The organism is Streptomyces sp. NPDC058751, assembly GCF_042746485.1.
Taxonomy (GTDB): Bacteria; Actinomycetota; Actinomycetes; order Streptomycetales; family Streptomycetaceae; genus Streptomyces.
Window position 1 is genome coordinate 77,329 of record NZ_JBHYPZ010000031.1, and the last position, 22,210, is coordinate 99,538.

Consider the following 22,210-nt stretch of genomic DNA (forward strand, 5'->3'; position numbering starts at 1 on the left):
CGGGGCGGCGTCGTCGTGAGGTGCTCCCGGCGCGTCACGGTGACGCGACGGGCCACCTGGGCGATCAGCGGTGGCGGGGCGGAACGCCCGTTCATAGCTTCGGCCCATGACCAGACAAAAGATGGCCTACCTCGCGTGCACGGCTGTGGTCGTGGCATCGGGAGTGGGCGCCGCCCTGCCCTCCGACCACCAGTCAGTACGCCTGGTACGCCCGGGTGAATCCATCCAGAAGGCCGTGGACGCGGCGCGCGCGGGCGACACCGTCGTCATCGCCCCCGGCACCTACCGCGAGAGCGTCACCATCACCGCGCGGGACGTGACCCTGCGGGGCGCGAGCGCGAAGTCCACCGTCATCGTGCCGAACACCGCCGCCACCGACGCCTGCGCCAAGGCGGGCAACGGCATCTGTGTGACCGGGACCGACCGCAAGCGCGTCCGCGGCGTCACCGTCGCCTCGCTGACGATCAGGGGCTTCGCCAAGCAGGGCCTGTGGGCGACCGGGACCGACGGGCTGACCGTGCGCCAGGTGACCGCCGAGAAGAACGGCCAGTGGGGCATCGCCGAGGAGCGGTCCGTACGGACCAGGTTCGTCCGCAACATCGCGAAGGACAACGGCGACGCCGGCCTCTTCGTCTCCAACACCGTCACCACCGAGGAGGGAGCCCGCGACACCCAGGGAACGCTGGTGGCCAACAACCTGACGAGCGGCAACCGGATCGGCATCACGATCCGGCGGGTGCGGAACCTGACCGTCGCCCGCAACGAGGCCACCGGCAACTGCACCGCCGTGTTCGTCGTGGGCGACGAGAACAAGCCGCGCACCGGCGACCTGACCGTCACCCGGAACTACATCCACGCCAACAACAAGTCCTGCCCCAAGACCCCCCGCCTCCCCGCCCTCCAGGGCTCGGGCATCGTCCTCACCGGCGTCGAGGACACCCTCGTGACGCGCAACCGCGTCGAGGACAACGCGGGCACCTCCCCGCTGTCGGGCGGCATCGTGCTGTTCAAGAGCTTCGTCGGCGCGCTCAGCGAGCGCAACGAGGTGCGCGACAACGTACTGCTGCGCAACGGCCCCTCCGACCTCGCCAACCGCGACACCGCCGGCAAGGGCAACACGTTCCGGGGCAACACCTGCAAGGTCTCCGAGCCCGCCGGAATGTGCTGAGCACGGCACCGGACACGACACCAGAAAGGAGGCATGGAATGACCACTGTCGATCAGAGTCCACCGCCGTCCATGCAGCTGAGGGAACTCGCCTTCGGGGCGGCCCGCGCCGCCGCCGTACGCGCCGCGGCCCGGCTCGGTGTGGCGGACGCCCTGGACGACGTCCCCATGAGCGCCGAGGAACTGGCCGCCGCGGTGAAGACCCAGCCGGGGACCCTGCGCCGGCTGCTGCGCGCCCTGTCCTGCCAGGGCGTCTTCACCGAGCGCCCCGACGGCACGTTCGCGCACACCGAGATGTCCCGGCTCCTGCGCGAGGACGACCCGAACAGCCTGCGGTACATCACCCTGTGGTGCACCGAGCCGTGGACGTGGAACGTCTGGCCGAAGCTCGACGAGGCGGTCCGTGACGGCGGCAACGTCTTCGAGGAGGTGTACGGCAAGGAGTTCTTCCCGTACCTCAACGAGGACGCCCCCGAGTCCGCGCACGTCTTCAACCGGGCCATGACGACGTCCAGTTCGCAGTCCGCCCAGGACGTGGCGAAGCTGCTCGACCTGCGGGGCGTGAAGTCGGTCGCCGACATCGGAGGCGGTCAGGGTCACGTCGTGGCCAGTCTGCTGGAGAAGCACCCCGGCGTGCACGGCACCCTGCTCGACCTGCCGGGCGTGGTGGAGAACGCCGACCCGCGGCTGCGCGACGGCGGGGCGCTGGCCGACCGGGTGCGGATCGTGGCCGGGGACTGCCGTGAGGACATCCCCGTCCAGGCGGACGTGTACATCATCAAGAACATCCTGGAGTGGGACGACGAGAGCACCCGCAGGGCGCTCGCGAACGTCCGCGCGGCGGCCCGGCCCGGAGCCCGGGTCGTCGTCATCGAGAACCTCGTGGACGACACCCCCTCGATGAGGTTCACGACGGCCATGGACCTGCTGCTGCTCCTCAACGTCGGCGGTGCCAAGCACACCCGGCAGAGCATGGTCGACCGGCTCACGGCGGCGGGTCTGGTCATCGGCGAGATCCGCCCGGTGAACCCCTACCTGCACGCCTTCGAGTGCACGATCCCCGGCTGATCCGGCCGGACCACTCGAGGATCCGGAAAACCCGAGGCCGCCGGTTCCGCTCTGTCGCGGAGCCGGCGGCCTCGGGTTGTGTCACGGTGCCCGCTCAGGAGACGGAGTCGCGCTCCCAGCGGTAGAAGCAGTGCGCCATGGCGTCCTTGGGACTCCGCCAGGTCTGCGGGTCGTACGCGCTGACGTACGCCGACAGTTCCTCGCTGACGCTCCGGAACTCGGGGTGCCCGGCCACCTTCGCGATGGCGGGCCCGGGGTCCTTCTCGGACTCGATGAGGTGCAGGTACACATCACCGAACTGGAAGAGGCTGCGCCGGCTGACCCCGATGAGGTGCGGGAGTTCACCCCGGTCGGAGGCGGCGAACACGTCGGAGATCGCCGGGGCCGAGCCCGGCGCCATGCGGGCGACGATCAGGGCGTGGTGCATCGGATGTCCTTCCTGTGCCGCTTTCGGCGGTCAGCGGGGCACGGCCGCGGGGCTGCGGCGCTCACGGGCGACCTGCTCGATCCGGTCCCGGATGAGGGCCATCTGCGTGACGGAGTTGCGGTTGATGTTGTCCGTCATCCAGGCGTCGTCGACGGGGGCGTCGGGCTTCATCGCGAAGTCCTGCACCCAGCGCATGTGCGTGCCGGCCGGGGTCTCCTCGTACTCCCACCGGATGTTCATGTGCGCGAACGGTCCCGTCTCGACGCGGCGCGCCCTGACGGTCCGCGCGACGCGGTCCACGGTGCGCTGCGAGACCCAGCTCCACACCTTGCCGTTGTCGTCCGGGTGCATGGTGAGGCGGAAGGAGGTCGTGTCGCCGTCCCGGGTCAGGACTTCGAGGGAGGCGTACTCGCTGAAGAGCCGGGGCCAGTTCTCGATGTCGTTCGTGATGTCCCAGACGAGGTCGAGCGGGGCGTCGATGACGACGCTGTTGTCGGTGTGTCCAGCCACTTCAGGCTCCAGCCTTGAGGGTGTCGTTGACGAGGGCGAGGAACTCCCGCGGGGTCCTGCAGCGCTCCGTGTCGGGGGCCAGGGACCGGCCGTACCGGTTCTCCAGTTCGCCGACGATGCCGAGCAGACCGAGCGAGTCGAGTCCGAGGTCGGTGAACGGCTGGTCGAAGGACTCCGCGAGTTGGCTGGGGTCGATGGTGATCCCGGCGGCCTTCTTCATGAGCGCGGCCAGTTCGTCGACGGTCACTTCGGTGGTGATCATGCGGTTCTCCTCACGTGCTGCCCGGACTACCGGGCGTGGTCGCCGCCGCGTCGCACGACCAGGGCCGCGTTGGACCCCATGAGTCCCCTGCTGAGGACGAGGGCCGTGCGCAGTTCGGCGGGGCGGGCGTCCGACGTCACCAGGTCGAGGTCGTGGCAGACGTCGAACACGTTGGGGGTGGGAGGGATCTGGCCGTGCTCCATCGCGAGGACCGCGGCCGCGGTGTCCAGCAGGGGTGCCCCGCAGTAGGCCCGTCCGATACCCGTCTTGGGTGCCGTGACGGGGACCCGGGTGCCGTGCGCCCCCAGGGCGTCGGCGATGGCCAGGGCTTCGGCGCGGTCGGCGGCCGGGACGCCCAGGGCGTCGGCGAAGACGACGTCGATCTCCTCCGGGGCGCAGCCGGCCTCGGTGAGGGCGCCCCGGATCGCGTGGGCGAGCCCTTCACGTGACCGCTCCCACTGCGAGGCCCCGGTGAACGTGGCCGCGTGTCCGGCCACGAGGGCCCGGACCTCCGCTCCCCGCTCGCGCGCACGCCGTTCGTCCTCCACGACGAGCATGGCGCCGCCTTCCGCGGGCACGAAGCCGCAGGCTCCCCGGGTGAAGGGGCGGTAGGCGCGGGCGGGGTCCTCCACGGTGCTGAGCTCGGGGTAGCCGAGCTGGCAGACCATGGAGTACGGGGCGAGCGGCGCCTCCGCGGCGCCGACGAGCATCGCGCCGGTGCCGCGCCGTACGCCGCAGGCGGCGTGCGCCACGGCGTCCAGTCCCCCGGCCTCGTCGCTCGCGACGACCCCGCACGGTCCCTTGAACCCGCCGCGGATGGAGATCTGGCCGGTGCTGGCCGCGTAGAACCAGGCGATGGACTGGTACGGGCCGACGAACCTGGAGCCCTGGCCCCACAGTTTCTGCAGTTCGCGCTGGCCGAACTCGCCGCCGCCCGATCCGGCGGCGGTGACCACGCCGACGTCGTACGGGTCCTCGGGGGCGTTCGCTCCGAGGCCCGCGTCGTCGAGGGCCAGGACGGTCGCGGCCATCGCGAAGTGGCTGAAGCGGTCGGTCTGGACGAGGAAGCGTTCCTCGATGAGGTCCGCGGCGTCGAAGGCCCGGACCTCGCCGGCGACGCGCAGCGGCAGGTGGTCGCATCCCTCGCGGGTGATGCCGTCCAGGACGCTGAGTCCTTCCCTGACGGACTTCCAGTAGGCGTCGGCGCGCAGTCCGTTGGGGGCGATGACGCCGATGCCGGTGATGGCCGCGTTCCGGGGGCGCTGAGTGCTCATCGTGTCCTCCCGGCCGGCTCGGTCAGGAGCACCGCGGACTGGAATCCGCCGAATCCGCTGCCGACGGAGAGCACGTTGCGGAGCTTCCGGGGGCGGGCGGTGCGCGGCACGTAGTCCAGGTCGCACTCGGGGTCGGGGGTCTCGTAGTTCGCCGTGGGCGGTACGACCTGGTGCTTCAGGGCGAGGACGCAGGCGACGACCTCGATCGCGCCGATCGCGCCCAGCGAGTGGCCCACCATGGACTTGATGGAGCTCATCGGTGTCCGGTGGGCGTGTTCGCCCAGGGACCGTTTGACGGCGGCGGTCTCGTGCCGGTCGTTCTGCCGGGTGCCGGAGCCGTGCGCGTTGACGTAGTCGATGCGCGTGGGGTCGAGACGGGCCTGGTCGAGGGTGCTGTCGATGGCCCGGGACATCTCCAGGCCCTCGCTGGTCAGACCGGTCATGTGGTAGGCGTTGCCGTAGGTGGCGTAGCCGCCGATCTCGCAGTAGACGTGCGCTCCGCGGGCCCGTGCGTGCTCGTACTCCTCCAGGACCAGTACGGCCGCGCCCTCGCCCATGACGAAACCGTTGCGGTTGGCGTCGAAGGGCCGGGAGGCGTGTTCGGCGTCGTCGTTGTCGGGCGACGTGGCCTTGATGGCGTCGAAGCAGGCCATCGTGATCGGGGATATCGGCGAGTCGGACGCCCCGGCTATGCAGACGTCGGCCCGGCCCTCCTCGATGGTGTGGAAGGCGTATCCGACGGCGTCGAGTCCGGAGGTGCAGCCGGTGGAGACGGTCTGCACCGGGCCCTGCGCCCCGAACTGTTCGGCGACGACCGAGGCGAGCGTGCTGGGCGCGAACGCGAGGTGCAGTTTCGGGTCGGCGGCGCGGTGGTCCACGTCCCATCGCCGGCCCGACTCGCTGACCTGGACGTAGTCGTGTTCCAGACGGGTGGTGCCGCCGACGGCGCTGCCCAGGGAGACTCCGACGCGCCAGGGGTCCTCCCGGCCCGTGTCGAGGCCTGAGTCGGTGACGGCCTCCCTGGCCGCCACCACGGCGAACTGGACGTACCGGTCGACGTGTTCGACGAGCTCGGGGTCCAGGCCGTGCGCGAGCGGGTCGAAGTCGCATTCGGCGGCTATGCGCGAGCGCAGGCCCACCGGGTCGAAGAGCGTTATGCCCCGGGTCGCGGTGCGGCCACCTTCGAGGAGGTCCCAGAACGCCTTCGTCCCGATGCCTCCCGGAGCGACCACACCGATGCCGGTGACGGCCACCCGGCGGGTCACCTTATGGCCCCGCTTCGTTCGGACGGCCGTCCGTCGTGGTCGGACGTGGCCGCGGCGGTCATGAACGCGGGGGCGGGTTCGGAGGCGTCGGCGGCCTCCTCCGTGTCGACGTGGCCGAGGCTCGGGTGCGGGGCGAGCGGGCCCAGGTGGAAGACCATGCGGGCCTCCTCGTCGCCCACGTTGCGGAAGCGGTGCCGCACACCGATCGGGATCAGCAGGCCCTGCTCGGGCCGGAGCGCGAACGCCTCGCCGTCCAGGTCCACTTCGAGGGCGCCGCCGACCACGTACGCGAACTCCTCGGAGTACGGGTGGTAGTGCTCGCCGATGCGCTCGCCCGGCTGGATGATGGCCAGGCCCATGAAGCCGCTGGTGGATCCCACCGTGGCGGGCGTGAGCATGGCCCGGATGTCTCCCCCGCGCCTGCGGTTGGGTTCCGTCTCGCTCAGGTTCACGATCTGTGGATGCTGCTTGGTCATGCTTGATACCTCCGGGTGTGGCAGGACGCCGGGTGGGGCGTCCGGGGACGCGGGCGGCGGCGGACCCTCAGGAACCCGCCGAGCTCCGGTCGGTGATGGGCAGCATGTCGGCGTGCGACAGGAGGCGGTTGATGTTGCGTTCCGTCTCCAGGGAGCCCTCGACGCCGATCGCGGCGCCGTCGAGGAGACGCTCCAGCTCGGCGGCCTTCCCGGGGCCCTTGAGGCCGAGGGAGGCGACGGGGTCCAGGTCGAGGTCGCCGGTGGTGTCGATGAGCCGCACCACGATGTCGTCGCGCTGGAAGACGGTGCTGCTGTACACGGGGCTCGCCGGGTCGTCGGCCGCGGCCTCGTCCTGGTGGGCGAGCAGCCGGGCCAGTTCCATCCCGAGGCCCTTCCGGGCCGGGTAGTACAGCGCGTGCCGGCGCAGCTTCGCGGGTTCGTCGCGGCCGGAGACCACGTGGTGCACGGCCGGGAGCGCCGCCCGGGTGAAGAAGACCCGCGCCGAGTCGGGGTCGCTCAGGTCGCGGTCCTGCTCCAGGTAGGGGTTGATGGCCTCCTCGACCGCGCGCACCTCGGGCTGGCGGGCCACGTGGCGCAGTGCCGCGAGGAGGTCGCCCTCCACCTCCACGGCCCGTACGACGCGGTTGCCGTGCATGAAGAGCGAGGTGCGGCGCAGCCGGGTGTTGTCGTCGACCTGGGCCTGGGGCGACTGGTATCCGGCGAGGATCTCGGCGACCTTCGACTCGGATCCGGGCTTGACGGTGAAGGTGAGGGCGTGGCGCGCGACCCCGTTGCCCTCGCGGGCCTCGACCTGGAGGGCGGACCGGGCCGACTCGGGGGTGAGCGGCTCGGAGGGGCTGGTCTCGCGGAGGATGCTGTAGCGCATCGACCGGGTGTCCCTGACGCAGCTGTGCATCGGGCGGACGGTCTCGACGTGCTCCTCGCTGTTCACCCAGGCGAGGAAGGGCGGGGCGCTCTCCCACTCGCTGGTGATGAGCCACTGCGAGGGGTTCTCGATCGACTGGCAGAGCTGGTCGCTGATGTGACCGGGGACCGAGGCGACCTGGTTGCGCATGAGTTCGTACGCGTCGAGGAACTGCTGCTGGGCGCCTTCGTACAGGTCGAGCAGCAGGATCACCCGAAGCTTCGAGCCGTCGAACGCCGACTGCGAGATCCGTCCGGAGTTTGACATTGCGGCACACCTCTCCTTTTCGTAACGGAAGTCCGGAACGACCGCGGTATCCGAAACGCCGGGGCCGCCATGGACCGATCGTTGCCGCGCGCCCGGTACTCCGCGAGCCCCGCGGGTCAGGCGAGTGAACCGCGCGCCATCCGGGTGCCCCTGCCGAGCGAACAGGCCCCCCACCGGGCATGGAATCTGCGTCCTCATCCCTGACCCGCGTCCCAGGCGACGCTGGAGGCAATCGATGAACCGATTCGAAGGGGCCGGCGAGAACGGCCTCCGCACGCCCGTCCTCATCGTCGGCGGCTCGCTGGTGGGCCTGTCGACCTCGCTGTTCCTGGGGCGTCTCGGGGTGCCGCACATCCTGGTCGAGCGTCACGCGGGTACCTCGAAGCACCCGCGGGGGCGCGGCAACAACGTGCGCACCATGGAGATCTTCCGGACGGCCGGGGTGCGGCAGCGCATCGAGGAGGCGGCGTCGGTCCTCGCGGACAACCACGGCATCCTGCAGACGCCGACCCTGGTGGGCGACGCCGGGGAGTGGCTGTTCAAGGAGATCGACCCCGGTGGCGGACTGGCCCGCTTCAGCCCGGGTGCGTGGTGCCTGTGCAGCCAGAACGACCTCGAACCGGTGCTGCTGGCCAGTGCCCGGGAGCTGGGCGGGGACCTGCGGTACTCGACGGAGCTGATGTCGTTCGAGCAGGACTCCGAAGGGGTGACGGCGAAGGTCAAGAGCCGGGAGACCGGCGAGCACGCGACGATCCGCGCGGACTACCTCGTCGCGGCGGACGGCCCGCGCAGCCCCGTCCGCGACGCGCTGCGCATCGGCCGGACCGGACCGGGCGACCTGTTCCACAACGTGAGCCTCACGTTCACCTCGCGCGGTCTCGCGAAGGTGGTCGGCGACCGCCGGTTCATCGTCTGCTACCTGACCGATCCGGCGGCCGACGGCGCCCTGCTGCCCGTCGACAACGAGGAGCACTGGGTCTTCCACGCCCCCTGGCACCCCGAACACGGGGAAACGCTCGAGGAGTTCACCGACGAGCGCTGTGTGGAGCACATCCGGCGGGCGGTCGGTGTGCCGGACCTGGATGTGGAGATCACCGGCCGGGCCGCCTGGCACGCCGCCGAGCGGGTCGCCGAACGGTACGCGCGGGGACGGGTGTTCCTGGCCGGCGACTCGGCCCACGAGATGTCCCCGACCGGGGCGTTCGGCTCCAACACCGGTATCCAGGACGCCCACAACCTCGCGTGGAAGCTGTACGCCGTGCTGGCGGGCTGGGCCGGTCCGGGGCTGCTGGAGTCCTACGACGCCGAGCGCCGGCCGGTGGCGGAGGCGACGAGCGCGCGTGCCTCGTCGCGTTCGGTGGAGCACAGCCACCCCGGGTACACCCCGGAGCCCGCGGCCGTCGGGCAGGGCGGTCCGGGCGGGAAGAAGGGCGGCATCCTCAACGTGGCGCTCGCCTACCGCTATCCGCGGGGCGCGGTCCTCGGCGCCGATCCGGCCGCTCCGGTCGTGCCCGAGGGCGTACGGCTGACGGGCGAGCCGGGGACCCGGGCGCCGCACATGTGGCTGACCCGGGCCGGCGCCCGGATCTCCACCCTCGACCTGTACGAGAGCTCCATGGTGCTGCTGAGCTCGGCGGACGGCGCCGGCTCCTGGCACTCGGCGGCGAAGGACACGGCCCGTCAGCTGTCCGTGCCGCTCGACTCGTACCGGATCGGCGGCGGGCCCGAGGCGGACCTGGTCCCCGCGGGCGACACGGACTGGGCTCAGGCGCACGGGATCGGCGCGGACGGCGCGGTGCTGGTCCGCCCCGACGGGTTCGTCGCCTGGCGGTCCGAGGGGGCCGCCAAGGACCCCCGGACGACCCTGCGGAAGGCCCTGGTCGCGCTGCTGGACCTGGCCTGACCTTTCCGCGCGGTCGCGGGCCGTCGCCGACGGCGCCGGCCGGGCGCGGGCCCTGAGGTGCATGGAGAACGACCGGAGGCCGTACCGGAATTCCGGTACGGCCTCCGGCCCGCGACCTCGGGGCGAGAACCCCGGTCGGGACGACAGGATTTGAACCTGCGACCCCTTGACCCCCAGTCAAGTGCGCTACCAAGCTGCGCCACGTCCCGATGCGTCTCCCACGTGGTGGCCCACGTGTTCGCGCACCCCGAACCTTACCCCACGCCGGTGGACGGCCGCACACACACGGTCATCGCCGCAGCGCAGCGGGGGTCGCCGTCCGCGGACGGCCGGGGGTCCCGGTCCCGCAGCCGGGTCAGGCGTTGGGGTCGAAGGCGATGCCGGCCGGTTTGGCCTTCGACAGGTGGGAGCTGAAGCTGTCGTCCCTGAGGCCGAAGTGGGCGCTGCCGAAGTCGTACGAGGTCAGCTTGTCGCGCAGTCCGGCGGGGTAGCCGTTCCAGCCGACCAGGGTCGGGAACTGCCAGGTGTGCTGGTGGTTCTCCGGCGGCTCGTCGTTGGTGTTCGCGGGCCGGAAGCAGTGCGTGCCGATGCCGTCCTTGTGGTAGACGATCTTCGGGTGCGTTCCGTCCCAGCGGATCTGGTCCCGGTTGTAGGTGTTGAAGTTGCCGTGGGCGGACGTGGAGACGTACTTGGCCACGCCGTCCTGGACCCACACCACGACGTGCTCCCAGTCGTTGCGGTGTCCGCCGAGACCGCTGCCGATGACGGCCTGGTCCTTCTCCATGTAGAGGCCGTAGATGATGGCGCACCAGCCGTTGTTGCACTTCTCGCGGGAGTACCCGTTGGTGTTGTCCAGGTCCCATGAGTCGCGGCAGTTGCCGTTCAGGGCTCCCGAGGGCTTGAGGCCGGGGTTGACGGTCCCGTCGGGGCCTATGGCGGGGGTCGGGTAACAGCCGTCGGTGTCGTAGTCGAAGGCCGGCTGGTACGTCGTCTCCAGCGCGTCCGCGTTCCCGGGCAGGGCCCTGGGCGGGTCGGCGAGGGCGCTGCCCGGGAAGGCGACGACCAGCGCGACGGCGCTGCCGAGGACGAGCGAGACCCTGCGGATCCGCGAGCTTCTTGTCACTGCTTCCTCCATGTCGACCGCGGTGTGGGGGCCGGGCAGGCCAGGGCGGTCATCTTGGCATGCCCAGGTCAGCCTTCCGGGCGCGCGAGGAAAACACCAGAGGTCGCGGGTGTCGGAGCGATGAAGGATCGCCCAATGAGGGGCGAGAGATGGTTCTTTGGGGGTCACCGGCCCGCTCGCCGAGCACAACTCACTTGGTATTCAAGCGGGTTGACGACGGGGACGACAAGTGCCGTGCCCGGCAAGCCGGTTCACGAACGACGTGCCCGTGAGGCGGGGCGGCGGAGCCTGGGCCGGGCCGCGGCAGGACAGGGGCCGGTCCGGAGGACCCGGTCCCTGTCCTAGAAGTCCTCGCCCCGCGGCTCCCGGCCCTCGTACGCGGCCGTGAGCAGCCCGAGCACACCGCTCGCCGTGACCTCACGGGGGTTGGGGCAGGACTCGGCGGCGGCCATGGCCGCCGCGCGGGCCAGGTCGGCTTCCCCCAGGCCGATCTCGGCCAGCGTACGGGGAGCGCCGAGGTCTCCCGCGAGGTCCCGGAGGGCGCGGGGGACGTCGTCGGTGTCCAGGGCCCGCGCCAGGGCGGCGACCGCCCGCGGCGCGGCGGACGCGTTGTACGCGAGGACGTACGGGAGGACCACCGTGTGGGTCTCGGCGTGCGGCAGACCGAAGGTGCCGCCGAGGACGTGGCACAGCTTGTGGTGCAGGCCCATGGCCGTCGCGCCGAGGCAGGAACCGCAGAGCCAGGCGCCGTACAGGGCGCGGGCGCGGGCCCGCGGATCGGTGGGGTCCGCGGCCACGTCGGGGAGGGCTCCGGCCATCGCCCGTACGCCCTCCTCCGCCATCAGGGAGACGAGCGGGGAGGCGTCGGGGGCGTACAGCGCCTCGGCCGCGTGCGCCACGGCGTTGATCCCGCTGGTCACCGAGAGCGGGACCGGGAGGCCGAGGGTGAGGTCGGGGTCGTAGACGACGCAGCGCGGCTGTACGGAGGAGTCGCGGCCGGTGCGTTTGACCCCCTGTTCCGTCAGGCCCCACACGGGCGTCATCTCGGAGCCCGAGTAGGTGGAGGGCACGGCGATCAGCGGCAGGCCGGTGCGCAGCGCGATCGCCTTGCCGAGGCCGATCGCGGATCCGCCGCCGACGGCGACGCACCCGTCGGCGCCCGCCGCCCGCGCCGCCTCGACGGCCCGGTCGGCGACCTCCACGGGGACGTGCATCCGGGCACCGGGGTGGACCCCGGCGCAGCTGTCGCCGAGCGCGTCCGCCACCGCGCGGGCGGCGTCCTCGCCCCGGCCGCCGCACACCACGAGCACCCGGTGCAGCGCGAGCCGCGCGACCTCCCCCGGTGTCGCGGTCACCGAGGCGCCGGACCGGAAGACGACCCGGGCGGGCCGGGTCTCGTGGGTGAAGTCGAGCGGGGCGCTCGGCGGGGTGCTCATTCCGGCTCCAGGACGAGGTCGGGGCGGACGTGTCGGAAGGGGTCGTCGGCACCGGGCTCACGCGGTCCCGGATCGGCCGGACCCGCGAAACCCCCGACGACGGCGTCGGTGATCTCCGTGGTGCGTTCCCTGGACATGCCGCTCCCGTGGTCCGGCCGGGTCGCTCCGCCGAGCGCGCCCAGGCTACGAGACCGGCCGGGGCGCGCCGCCCGAACCGGCGCCCCCGCGCGCGCCGCGTCCGGCCGGGAAAACCTCCGCACCGCACTCGGACCGGGGCGGACCCGGGCGCCGCGTCCGGCCCGGGCGGGCCTCCGCCCCGCGCCCGGGCCACTGGCCCGAAACACCGTCACCGACGCCGAAGAACACACAATCACCCTTTCCGTGAGGCATCGTTGACCTGGAACATCACGCCCGCACCGGACGCACGGAAAGTATGATCAAGCAATGTCTGACTTGACCGAAACCACGCCCGGCTGGCTGTCCCGCGACGAACTGGAATCGGCCCGCGCCCGCATGCCGATCCTGTACGTCGAGGCCGTACCGGTGCGCGTCGACGACAACGGCGAAGTCACCCACGTCGGGCTCCTGCTCGGCATCGGTCCGGACGGGACGGTCACCCGCTCCCTCGTCTCCGGCCGGGTGCTGCACCACGAACGGGTGCGCGACGCCCTGCTGCGCCACCTGGAGAAGGACCTCGGCCCGATCGCCCTCCCCCGGATCCCGGCCTCCCTGCAGCCCTTCACCGTCGCCGAGTACTTCCCGACACTGGGGGTCACGCCCTTCCACGACCCGCGCCAGCACGCCGTGTCCCTGGCGTACATCGTGCCGGTCACCGGCGACTGCCGCCCCCGGCAGGACGCCCTGGACCTGGTCTGGTTCAGCCCGGAGGAGGCGGCGTCGCCCTTGGTCACAAACGACATGCCGGGGGGCCACGGCGTTCTGCTGCGGCAGGCACTGGCCTACGTCGGACGTATCGCCTGACGCCGGGTCCGACGGGCCCCGGAGCGGCCGGCGCCGGGGCGGGCCGCCGGCGCTCAGGCCCGGGCGTCGTCGCCCGGTGGAGGGACGGCGCACGGGCGCAGGACCATGAGCGGGCCCTCCGGGGTCGCCGCCATGGCGAAGGGGAACCGGTCGAGTTCCAGGCAGAGCGCGACGTCGTCGGGGTGGACGCCCTGGCGCACGCCGGTCGCCAGTTCGTCGGCGGCGCGGGACTCGCCGGCCCGGCGGAGGAACCCGGCCGCGTCCGTGCCGGCCCCGGCGGCCCTCCGGGCGATGTACTGGGCGCACGCCAGGTCTTCCTCGGCGCGCCCGTCCTCGCCGGTGACCACGAAGGTGACGCCGTCGCACCGGCGGGCCCTCAGGAGCCGGGCCGTCGCCTCCGCCACCACGAAGCCGGCGCACAGCACGAGGGACGCGTCCTTGACCGCGAGGGCGCCGACCGTCCCGGCCGTGGTCTTCTGGACGACGGTCCGTCCGCCGAGGTCGGCGGACCGCAGCAGACCCGGCGAGTTGACGAGGTCGAACCCGGGGGCGGGCGGACCGTCCTTGAGCGCCACCCAGTCCGGGTGACGGGTCTTGAGCGCCAGGGCCTCGTCCAGGGACTCCGCGAGAACGATCTTCTCCGCTCCCCTGCCGAAGGCCCAGGCGGCCACGGTGAAAGCGCGCATGACGTCGACCACGACCGCCACGGACGGGGTATCGGCCAGCTCGGGGATACCGAGGAAACGAGCGTCCATCCCGCCATGATCACGCACGCCCGGTCCGGAGGACCAGGAGAGTGACCCACACCACATCACGGGTCTCGGAGGTCCGGGGTCCCGGGCCCGGCAGGCGGCGGGCGGGGGGTCCGGCGGCGGCATCCGGTGACATCCGCGCCCCGGAACGGCGAAAAGGACCGCTCGAACAACGGAAAGGCCGTTCCCGCGTCGGCGGAAACGGCCTGCGACCTGCTTTCCAGCAAGTCGGGACGACAGGATTTGAACCTGCGACCCCTTGACCCCCAGTCAAGTGCGCTACCAAGCTGCGCCACGTCCCGGTGCCTTCACCCGCGGTGGCCCGCGTGATCGTGCGAACAGAACTTTACCCCACGCCGGGGGCTGCTCCGCAGGGGGACGAGGGGGCGCGCGACAATCGGCGTATGACCGGGACATCTGAGACGCGGCCGGCCGGCGCACGCGACCGGGACGCCGAGGGGCGGGCCCGCAACGCCCGGCCCCGGGACGGACTGGGGCGCCCGCTGCCGTACGGCGCGGCCGGGGTGGAGCGAGCGCCGGAGGGTGTCGTGCGCCGTCCCGGGGACACGGTCGCCGAGGCGCAGGCACTGCTGGACGCGGGCAGGCCGTTCCACGCGCACGAGGTCTTCGAGGACGCCTGGAAGTCGGGCCCCGCGGACGAGCGCGGGCTCTGGCGGGGGCTGGCCCAGCTCGCCGTCGGGCTCACCCACGCGGCCCGGGGGAACGCCACGGGCGGCGCACGGCTGCTGCTGCGCGGGGCCGGAGCGGTCGAGGAGTGGACGTCGGCGACCGCACGGCAGCGGCCGTACGGCCTCGACCTCGCGGACCTCACCGGCTGGGCGCGGGAGCTGGCGGCCGTCGTGGAACGCGAGCGCGGACCGGTCGACGCGGCACGGGCGGCACCACGGCTGCACGGCCGGACCGCCTGACGAGGGCTCGCCCGTCACCGCGTACCCGGATCGCCGCACGCCCGCGTCGCCGCACGCCCGGATCGCCGCATCGCCCGGTGCGTCCACTGTCAGTGGCGTACGGCAGACTCTCGGTGTGCGAAAGATTCATGTCATCGGCATCGGAGCGGGCGACCCCGATCAGCTCACGCTGCAGGCGGTCAAGGCGCTGAGGAGCACGGACGTGTTCTTCATCCTGGACAAGGGCGAGGTGAAGTCGGACCTCGTCCGGCTGCGCCGCGACATCCTCGACGCGCACATACCCGAGGGCGGGTACCGCCTGGTCGAGGCGCGCGACCCGGACCGGGACCGGACCGCGGGCGGCCCGGCGTACTCACCGGCCGTCGGGGACTGGCGCAGCGCCCGCGCCGCGATCTACGAACGGCTGATCGCCGAGGAGCTGGGCGGGGACGAGAGCGGCGCCTTCCTGGTGTGGGGCGACCCCGCCCTGTACGACAGCACGCTCGGCATCCTGGAGGAGATCCTGGACCGGGGCACGGTCGCGTTCTCGTACGACGTGGTGCCCGGGATCAGCAGTGTCTCCGCGCTCGTCGCCCGGCACCGCACGGGACTGAACCGGGTCGCCCGGCCCGTGCAGATCACCACCGGCCGACGCCTCGCGGAGGGCTTCCCGGACGGGGTGGACGACGTGGTCGTGATGCTCGACGCCCATCAGACGTTCCGGCAGTACACGGACGAGGACATCGACATCTACTGGGGCGCCTACATCGGCACGCCCGACGAGATCCTCGCCTCCGGTCCGCTCGCCGAGGCGGCCCCCCGTATCGAGCGGCTGCGCGCCGAGGCGCGGGAACGCAAGGGATGGATCATGGACACCTATCTGCTGCGCAGGAATCCGGAGAGGTAGGCGTCCGGCCGGCCCGTACGCCGTGCGGGTCGCCCCGCATGCACGGGGGGCCCGCCGGTGTGAGGGTGGCCTTTGTGACGATCACGGAGGACACCGCGCCGGCCCCGGCGGGGGCGCCCGGACCGCCGGTGCTGGACGACCGCCGCCGCAACATCGTCTTCGCGACGATCTCACTGGGTCTGCTGCTCGCCGCCCTGGACCAGACGATCGTGGGAACCGCGCTGCCGACGATCGTGTCGGATCTGGGCGGCGCCGCGCACATGTCCTGGGTGGTGACCGCGTACCTGCTGGCGGAGACCGTGGCGACCGTGCTGGTCGGCAAGTTCGGCGACCTGTTCGGCCGCAAGGTGGTCTTCCAGGTGTCGGCGGTCGTCTTCATCACGGGGTCGTTCCTGTGCGGGCTCGCCACGAACATGTCGCTGCTGATCGCCTGGCGGGGCCTGCAGGGCGTCGGCGCGGGCGGTCTGATGGTGACCTCCATGGCGCTGATCGCCGACGTCATCCCGCTGCGCGAGCGGGGCAAGTACCAGGGCGCGATCGGTGCCGTCTTCGGTGTGGCCACCGTCATCGGGCCGCTGCTCGGCGGCCTGTTCACCGACCACCTGACCTGGCGCTGGGCCTTCTACGTCAACGTGCCCCTGGCGATCCTCGTGGTGATCGCGGCGGCGCGCACCATCCCCGTGGTCAAGTCGGTGACCCGGCCGGTCATCGACTACCTGGGCATCGCCCTGGTCGCGGTGGGGGCCAGCGCCCTGATCCTGGCGACGAGCTGGGGCGGCAACGAGTACGCCTGGGGATCACCGGTCATCATCGGGCTCTTCGTCGGCGGCCTGGTCGCGCTCGGCCTGTTCTGCCTGGTGGAGACGCGCGCCGCCGAACCGATGCTGCCGATGCGGCTGTTCTCCAACCCGGTCTTCACGGTCTGCTCGATCCTCAGCTTCATCGTGGGCTTCGCGATGCTCGGCGCGATGACCTACCTCCCCACCTATCTGCAGTACGTCGACGGGGACTCGGCCACGGTCTCGGGGGTGCGCACGCTGCCCATGGTCCTCGGGCTGCTCATCGCGTCCGTCTTCAGCGGCAACGTGGTGAGCAAGACCGGGCAGTACCGGCTCTTCCCGATCGTCGGCTCCCTCGTGATGGCGGTCGGGCTCTACCTGATGTCGCGCATGGGACCGGGCACCGGGGCGTGGCTGGAGTCGCTGTACATGTTCGTGCTCGGCACCGGGATCGGGCTGTGCATGCAGGTGCTGACGATCGCCGTGCAGAACACCGTCGAGTACACCGACCTCGGCACCGCGACGTCCGGGGTCACCTTCTTCCGTACGCTGGGCAGTTCGTTCGGCACGGCCGTCTTCGGCACGATCTACACCAACGCGCTGAAGCCCAACCTGACCGACGGGGTCAGGGCCGCCGCCGAGACGGGCGCTGCCGGGCCGGCCGTCATCCTCCGGGCGGCGCAGAGCCCGGAGGGGCTGCACAGGCTGCCGCCGAGGGCGGCCGCGCCCATCGTCGACGCGTACGCCGACACCCTTCACACGGTGTTCCTGTGGACGGTTCCGGTCGCGCTCCTCGGCTTCGTCGTCTCCCTCTTCCTCAAGCAGGTGGAACTGCGCGACAGCGCGCGCATGGGGTCGACGGACATGGGCGAGGGGTTCGCGTCGCCGTCCACCGCGGACTCCCAGCGGCTGCTGGAGTTCTCGGTGGGGAAGATCATCGGCAGCACGGAGATGGACACCGCGCGGCGGATCGTGGCCGGGTCCGACACCCGGCTGGACGTGGCGGGCGCCTGGGCCGTGATGCAGGTGGAGCTGTTCACCCGCATGGTCGGCCACGCCAACCTCGCGCTGATCGCGGCCCGGCGCCATCTGCCGCCCGAGGTGCTCGTCCCGGTCTTCGAGCGCATGGTCGAGGAGGGCTATCTGACCCGGCACGGCTCGCTGTTCCAGCACACCGCGGCGGGCGAGCGCGAGGCGCGGGTGATCAGCGAGGCCTGGGGCCGATGGCTCGCCGGGCGTGTGGAGCAGGACATCGGCCGTCCGTCCGGCGAGGAGCTGCGTGCCGCCGTCGACACCATCGCCAAGCGGCTGCTGGTCGAGGACCTGACGCAGGGTCTGCCCGGCCGCACGCCGGAACTGTCGTCGGCCTCGCCGGACTGACCCGCCGAACTGACCCGGCGGGCCGACCCCGGCGGGCCGACCCGGACGGTCGCCCGGGCCGGGCCGACCGGACGGGCGGGGGTCTCCGCGGCCGGGTCAGCGGCCGGGTCAGGGGAACAGGAGCTGCACTCCGCCCACCACCGTCGCCACGATCACCAGGCGTTCGAAGAGAAGCTGGTTGATGCGCTTCACCGCCCACCTCCCGATGAACGCGCCGGGCACCACGAACACGGCCAGCGCCGCGTCCAGCAGCAGCGACCGGCCGTCGATCAGGCCGAGGCCCGCGCTGAACGGCAGCTTGGAGACGTTGACGATGAGGAAGAAGAAGGCGGAGGTCCCGAGGAAGCCGAGTTTACGGAAGCCCGCCGAGAGGAGATACATCGACATCACCGGGCCGCCCGCGTTGGCGACCATGGTGGTGAAGCCGCCGAGGACACCGTAGGAACGTGCCTTGACGCGGCCCGCGCGGGTCACGACCGCGTCCGGTTCCTCGTCCCGCACCGCGGCCCGGCGGCGCCACAGCGTGATCCCGGTCATCAGCAGCAGGGTCGCGCCGATCGAGACGCGTACGACCCCGTCGTCGGCCCACACCAGGAACAGCGTGCCGAGGACGACCCCGGCGGCGACCGCCGGGAACAGCCGCCACAGCGTGGGCCAGTGGGCGTGGCGCCGGTAGGTGACGACGGCGAGCACGTCGCCGACGATCAGGAGGGGCAGCAGGACTCCCGTCGAGGCGCGGGCGGGCAGCACGGCGGCGAAGACCGCCAGGCTGACCGTGTTGGCGCCGCTGACGGCGGTCTTGGAGAAGCCGACGAGCAGAGCCGCGGCGGCCAGGGCGGCGAACTCCCCCATCGATATGTGCCAGAGCGTCATCGTGTTCATGCGGGGATCGATGCTATGCCCACGCTTCTCGCCCTGATCACGAGGGTCCCGCCGGGTGCTTCCGGACGCTTCCGGATGCTCACGAGCACTTCAGGGTGCTTCCCCCGTGCTTCCCCGTGCCTCCGGACGCCTCCGGGTCAGGGGCGCTCCACCAGGACCGCGCTGCCCTGCCCCACGCCGACGCACATCGTGGCCAGGCCGCGCCGGGCGCCCGTGCGGCGCATGCGGTGCAGCAGGGTGGTGAGGATGCGGGCTCCCGAGGCGCCGAGCGGGTGGCCCAGCGCGATGGCGCCGCCGGTCGGGTTGACGAGGTCCGGGTCGATGCCGAGGCGGTCCACGCAGGCGAGGGCCTGGGCGGCGAACGCCTCGTTGAACTCGGCCTCCTGGATGTCGGCGACGGTCCAGCCGACGCGTCCGAGCGCCTTGTTCGTCGCGGGCACCGGGCCGATGCCCATGACGTCGGGATCGACACCGGCCGAGGCCCCGGCGGCGTACCGTCCGAGCGATTCCAGGCCCAGTTCGTCCAGGACCTCCTCGCTGACGAGCAGCACCCCGGCCGCGCCGTCGTTCATCGGCGAGGCGTTGCCCGCGGTGACCGTGCCGTCGGCGCGGAACACCGGCTTGAGGCGGCCCAGCCTGTCGAGCGAGGTGTCCTCCCGCACGCACTCGTCGCTGTCGACGACCACTCCGTCGGGGCGCTCGACGGGAAGCAGTTCGGCGTCGAACCACCCGTTCTTGCGGGCCTCCGCCGCACGCCGGTGGCTGCGGAGCGCGAACGCGTCCTGCCGCTCGCGCGAGACGCCGTACCGCGCGGCGACCTCCTCCGCGGTCTCCCCCATGGACAGGACGCCGTGCAGGTCCTTCATCGCCGGGTTGACCAGCCGCCAGCCGAGCCGGGTGTCGACGGTCTCGATGCGGTGCGGCAGCGCCTCGTCCGGGCGGGGCAGCACGAAGGGGGCCCGGCTCATCGACTCGGAGCCTCCGGCCAGCACGATGTCGGCCTCGCCCGAGGCGATGGCGCGGGCGGCCGTCGTGACGGCTTCGAGGCCCGAGGCGCAGAGCCGGTTGACGGTGGCACCGGGCACGCTGTCGGGCAGCCCCGCGAGCAGCGCGGCCATGCGGGCGACGTTGCGGTTGTCCTCGCCGGCCTGGTTGGCGGCGCCCCAGTAGACGTCGTCGACGCGGGCCGGGTCCAGGGCGGGCACCTCGGCGACCAGGGCGCGGACGACACCCGCGGCGAGGTCGTCGGGCCGCACGGAGGACAGGGCACCGCGCAGCTTGCCGATGGGCGTGCGGCGGGCGGCCGCGAAGTGGACGGGACGCACGACAGGACTCCTGGGGGACACCGGCGGACGGACGCCGGACACTGATGAACGCAATCCTTAATTAGCACCGCTAGTTTTGGACTATAGCCCCGCACCGGATCCTTGGGAAGATCCTCCGCCGCCGGTGTGCGCGCCGCCTCCGGTATACGCCCGTCCGCCTCCGGTATACGCCCGTCCGCCCCGAACACCCGGCCCGTACGGGATCGTCCCGTCGTCGCGGCGGCCGGACACTGGCCGGGGATCGACGGCCGCCCGGCCCGGTCCGCACACGGGTGGCAGACTGCTCGCGCGCCCCCGCCGGACCCAGGCCGTCGGGGTGAACAGGGCCGACGGAACGGGGAGTTGTCGTATGACGGGGACGGGATCCGCCGCGGACGGGATCGACACCACCAGGCCGCATCCGGCACGGGTGTACGACTGGTACCTGGGCGGCAAGGACAACTATCCGGTCGACGAGCGGCTCGGACAGCAGATCACGGCGCGCGACCCCGGGGCCAAGCGGGCCGCGCGCAGCAACCGCTGGTTCATGCAGCGGGCCACCCGGCACCTCGTCCGCACGGCGGGAATCCGCCAGTTCCTGGACATCGGCACCGGCATCCCCACCGAGCCCAACCTCCACCAGATCGCGCAGAGCACCGCTCCGGACGCGCGGGTGGTGTACGTCGACAACGACCCGATCGTCCTCGCCCACGCCGAGGCGCTGCTGCGCGGCACTCCGGAGGGCCGTACGGAGTACGTGCACGCGGACGTGCGCGAGCCGCTGAAGATCCTCGACGAGGCCGCGCGGGTGCTCGACCTCGACCGTCCCGTGGCCCTGTCGCTGATCGCGCTGATGCACTTCGTCGCGGACGAGGACGGCGCGTACGAACTGGTCGGGACCCTGGTCGACGCGCTGGCGCCGGGCAGCTTCCTGTCGCTGTCCGCGATGACCGCCGACTTCGAGCCGGAGGAGGTCCGGCGGGGCATCGAGGCGTACGCGCGCGGCGGTGTGACCCTGGTGGGCCGCTCGCACGCCGGCGTGAGCCGCTTCTTCGAGGGCCTGGACCTGGTCGAGCCGGGTGTCGTCTCCGTGAAGGACTGGCGTCCCGAGCTCGCGGAGGGCGAGACCCCGGTCGGCGACGGCCCGGTGTCGCTGTACGGCGGGGTGGGCCTGAAGCGCTAGGACGTGTCCGCGAGGTCTTGTCCGCCCGGCGATGCCCGCAGCATCCTTCAGCGCCGGGCCGGGGGGGTTCGGGACCGGGTCCTTGGGCCCCGCCGCCGGGGCGGTCCGGCCCCCCGCCCGGGACGGTCGGCCCCTGCCCGCGCGGGCGCGGGGAAGGCACGCTGGGAAGCCGTCCCAGCAAGGAAGCGAGATGGCGAGATGACCCTCATCGTCGGGCAGGTGATGACCAGCGAGGTCGTCGAGGCGCATCGGGAGATGTCCTTCAAGGACGCGGCCCGGCTCATGGACCGGTACCGGATCAGCGGGCTGCCGGTCGTGGACGACGACGACAAGGTCGTGGGCGTGATCTCGGAGACCGATCTGCTGCGTCTGCAGGCGGCCGGGCCCGCCCGGGGAGGGGAACGGCGCCGGTGGCTGCCGTCGCTGCGCCGCGCACTGCCGCGGCCCTCCCGTCCCGGGCGGACGGCGGGCGGCGCGACGGCCGTACGGGCCGGTGCCGCCCAGACCGGGGGCGCCCGGCCCGGGGGCGTCCGCGCCACGACCGTGGAGCAGCTGATGTCGACTCCCGCGATCACCGTGCATCCGGAGCAGCGGGTGGCCGACGCCGCCCGGGTCATGGAGCGTCATCACGTCGAGCGGCTTCCGGTGGTGGACGAGGAGGACCGGCTGATCGGGATCGCCACCCGCAGTGACCTGCTGCGCGTCTTCCTGCGGACGGACGAGGAGATCCGCCGGGAGGTCGCCGACGACGTGCTGGGGCACGCGCTGTCGGTGCCGCCGCACTCCGTGACCGTCTCGGTCGGCGACGGCGTGGTGACGCTGGAGGGGCTGCTGGAGCGCCGCAGCCAGGTCCCGGAGGCCATCCGGCTGACGTGGCGGGTCGAGGGCGTCGTCGGGGTCATGAACGCTCTGACGTTCCGCGTCGACGACACCACCCGTCCCGCCGAGCGGCAGCCCGCGCAGCTGCTCGACCCCCGGTGGATGGCCGGGCACTGAGTCGCACCCGGGCGTCCGGCGGACGTACGGACGCC

Annotated in this window: 22 protein-coding genes and 2 tRNA genes; 9 read left to right on the forward strand and 15 right to left on the reverse strand. The window is 72.3% G+C overall.

The window, feature by feature from the left end:
- Positions 1–106 precede the first annotated feature (106 nt).
- Together ACFW6B_RS26720 and ACFW6B_RS26725 are read left to right on the forward strand one after the other, a co-directional pair.
- Complete coding sequence (locus tag ACFW6B_RS26720; RefSeq protein WP_386599569.1) at positions 107–1,168, forward strand: nitrous oxide reductase family maturation protein NosD; 1,062 nt, start codon at positions 107–109, stop codon at positions 1,166–1,168.
- Positions 1,169–1,206: 38 nt separating this feature from the next.
- Entirely contained in the window at positions 1,207–2,235 is a 1,029-nt protein-coding gene (locus ACFW6B_RS26725; protein ID WP_386599571.1) for a methyltransferase, read from the forward strand.
- A 94-nt stretch (positions 2,236–2,329) separates the two neighbouring features.
- Here ACFW6B_RS26725 and ACFW6B_RS26730 read toward each other — a convergent pair whose 3' ends face one another.
- From ACFW6B_RS26730 to ACFW6B_RS26760, 7 genes are all read right to left on the reverse strand, one after another.
- Positions 2,330–2,662: a TcmI family type II polyketide cyclase gene (locus tag ACFW6B_RS26730; protein ID WP_386599572.1), complete on the reverse strand. Its 333-nt coding sequence runs from the start codon at positions 2,660–2,662 to the stop codon at positions 2,330–2,332.
- Between the two features lie 30 nt (positions 2,663–2,692).
- A complete protein-coding gene (locus ACFW6B_RS26735) occupies positions 2,693–3,172 on the reverse strand; it encodes an SRPBCC family protein (RefSeq protein ID WP_386599574.1) in 480 nt (159 codons plus the stop codon).
- Position 3,173: 1 nt separating this feature from the next.
- Positions 3,174–3,434 carry a phosphopantetheine-binding protein gene (locus ACFW6B_RS26740; RefSeq protein WP_386599576.1) on the reverse strand — a complete coding sequence of 87 codons (261 nt, stop codon included), beginning with the start codon at positions 3,432–3,434 and terminating at the stop codon, positions 3,174–3,176.
- A gap of 26 nt (positions 3,435–3,460) precedes the next feature.
- Positions 3,461–4,708, reverse strand: coding sequence for a ketosynthase chain-length factor (locus ACFW6B_RS26745; protein WP_386599578.1), 1,248 nt, complete (start codon positions 4,706–4,708; stop codon positions 3,461–3,463).
- A complete protein-coding gene (locus ACFW6B_RS26750; RefSeq protein ID WP_386599580.1) occupies positions 4,705–5,973 on the reverse strand; it encodes a beta-ketoacyl-[acyl-carrier-protein] synthase family protein in 1,269 nt (422 codons plus the stop codon). Before ACFW6B_RS26750 ends, ACFW6B_RS26745 begins: the two co-directional genes overlap by 4 nt.
- Positions 5,970–6,449 (reverse strand): cupin domain-containing protein, encoded by a 480-nt coding sequence (locus ACFW6B_RS26755; protein WP_386599582.1) that lies wholly within the window; start codon positions 6,447–6,449, stop codon positions 5,970–5,972. The genes ACFW6B_RS26750 and ACFW6B_RS26755 overlap by 4 nt, the downstream gene beginning before the upstream one ends.
- 67 nt (positions 6,450–6,516) lie before the next feature.
- Positions 6,517–7,641 (reverse strand): SchA/CurD-like domain-containing protein, encoded by a 1,125-nt coding sequence (locus ACFW6B_RS26760; protein ID WP_386599584.1) that lies wholly within the window; start codon positions 7,639–7,641, stop codon positions 6,517–6,519.
- Positions 7,642–7,876: 235 nt separating this feature from the next.
- Between ACFW6B_RS26760 and ACFW6B_RS26765 the strand changes: the two genes are divergently transcribed.
- Complete coding sequence (locus ACFW6B_RS26765; RefSeq protein WP_386599586.1) at positions 7,877–9,544, forward strand: FAD-dependent oxidoreductase; 1,668 nt, start codon at positions 7,877–7,879, stop codon at positions 9,542–9,544.
- Positions 9,545–9,679: 135 nt separating this feature from the next.
- Here ACFW6B_RS26765 and ACFW6B_RS26770 read toward each other — a convergent pair.
- From ACFW6B_RS26770 to ACFW6B_RS26785, 4 genes are all read right to left on the reverse strand, one after another.
- Positions 9,680–9,753: transfer RNA gene (locus ACFW6B_RS26770), tRNA-Pro, on the reverse strand.
- 146 nt (positions 9,754–9,899) lie between these two features.
- A complete protein-coding gene (locus ACFW6B_RS26775) occupies positions 9,900–10,667 on the reverse strand; it encodes an NPP1 family protein (protein WP_386599588.1) in 768 nt (255 codons plus the stop codon).
- Positions 10,668–11,008: 341 nt separating this feature from the next.
- Positions 11,009–12,103 (reverse strand): maleylacetate reductase, encoded by a 1,095-nt coding sequence (locus ACFW6B_RS26780; RefSeq protein ID WP_386599590.1) that lies wholly within the window; start codon positions 12,101–12,103, stop codon positions 11,009–11,011.
- Positions 12,100–12,240, reverse strand: a complete 141-nt coding sequence (locus tag ACFW6B_RS26785) for a hypothetical protein (protein ID WP_386599592.1) — start codon at positions 12,238–12,240, stop codon at positions 12,100–12,102. The genes ACFW6B_RS26780 and ACFW6B_RS26785 overlap by 4 nt, the downstream gene beginning before the upstream one ends.
- A 307-nt stretch (positions 12,241–12,547) precedes the next feature.
- Here ACFW6B_RS26785 and ACFW6B_RS26790 point away from each other — a divergent pair, with 307 nt between their 5' ends.
- Positions 12,548–13,084 (forward strand): NUDIX hydrolase family protein, encoded by a 537-nt coding sequence (locus ACFW6B_RS26790; RefSeq protein WP_386599594.1) that lies wholly within the window; start codon positions 12,548–12,550, stop codon positions 13,082–13,084.
- Positions 13,085–13,137: 53 nt separating this feature from the next.
- Here the strand turns inward: ACFW6B_RS26790 and ACFW6B_RS26795 are convergent, their stop codons facing one another.
- Entirely contained in the window at positions 13,138–13,839 is a 702-nt protein-coding gene (locus ACFW6B_RS26795) for a 2-phosphosulfolactate phosphatase (RefSeq protein WP_386599596.1), read from the reverse strand.
- A 225-nt stretch (positions 13,840–14,064) separates the two neighbouring features.
- Positions 14,065–14,138 (reverse strand) — tRNA-Pro (locus ACFW6B_RS26800).
- A 102-nt stretch (positions 14,139–14,240) separates the two neighbouring features.
- Between ACFW6B_RS26800 and ACFW6B_RS26805 the strand changes: the two genes are divergently transcribed.
- The 3 genes from ACFW6B_RS26805 (at position 14,241) to ACFW6B_RS26815 (ending at position 17,810) form a co-directional block, all read left to right on the forward strand.
- Positions 14,241–14,765 carry a DUF309 domain-containing protein gene (locus tag ACFW6B_RS26805; protein ID WP_386599598.1) on the forward strand — a complete coding sequence of 175 codons (525 nt, stop codon included), beginning with the start codon at positions 14,241–14,243 and terminating at the stop codon, positions 14,763–14,765.
- A 115-nt stretch (positions 14,766–14,880) separates the two neighbouring features.
- Positions 14,881–15,651, forward strand: a complete 771-nt coding sequence (gene cobF, locus ACFW6B_RS26810) for a precorrin-6A synthase (deacetylating) (protein WP_386599600.1) — start codon at positions 14,881–14,883, stop codon at positions 15,649–15,651.
- Between the two features lie 74 nt (positions 15,652–15,725).
- Positions 15,726–17,810 carry an MDR family MFS transporter gene (locus tag ACFW6B_RS26815; protein WP_386599602.1) on the forward strand — a complete coding sequence of 695 codons (2,085 nt, stop codon included), beginning with the start codon at positions 15,726–15,728 and terminating at the stop codon, positions 17,808–17,810.
- A gap of 108 nt (positions 17,811–17,918) precedes the next feature.
- Here the strand turns inward: ACFW6B_RS26815 and ACFW6B_RS26820 are convergent, their stop codons facing one another.
- Both ACFW6B_RS26820 and ACFW6B_RS26825 read right to left on the reverse strand, forming a co-directional pair.
- Entirely contained in the window at positions 17,919–18,692 is a 774-nt protein-coding gene (locus ACFW6B_RS26820) for a sulfite exporter TauE/SafE family protein (RefSeq protein ID WP_386599604.1), read from the reverse strand.
- Positions 18,693–18,829: 137 nt separating this feature from the next.
- Positions 18,830–20,017 carry a thiolase family protein gene (locus tag ACFW6B_RS26825; protein WP_386599606.1) on the reverse strand — a complete coding sequence of 396 codons (1,188 nt, stop codon included), beginning with the start codon at positions 20,015–20,017 and terminating at the stop codon, positions 18,830–18,832.
- A gap of 349 nt (positions 20,018–20,366) precedes the next feature.
- Between ACFW6B_RS26825 and ACFW6B_RS26830 the strand changes: the two genes are divergently transcribed.
- Together ACFW6B_RS26830 and ACFW6B_RS26835 are read left to right on the forward strand one after the other, a co-directional pair.
- Positions 20,367–21,179 (forward strand): SAM-dependent methyltransferase, encoded by an 813-nt coding sequence (locus ACFW6B_RS26830; protein ID WP_386599608.1) that lies wholly within the window; start codon positions 20,367–20,369, stop codon positions 21,177–21,179.
- Between the two features lie 198 nt (positions 21,180–21,377).
- The gene (locus ACFW6B_RS26835) at positions 21,378–22,175 is read left to right on the forward strand and encodes a CBS domain-containing protein (protein WP_386599610.1); all 798 of its coding nucleotides are present in this window, start codon (positions 21,378–21,380) and stop codon (positions 22,173–22,175) included.
- Positions 22,176–22,210 lie beyond the last annotated feature (35 nt).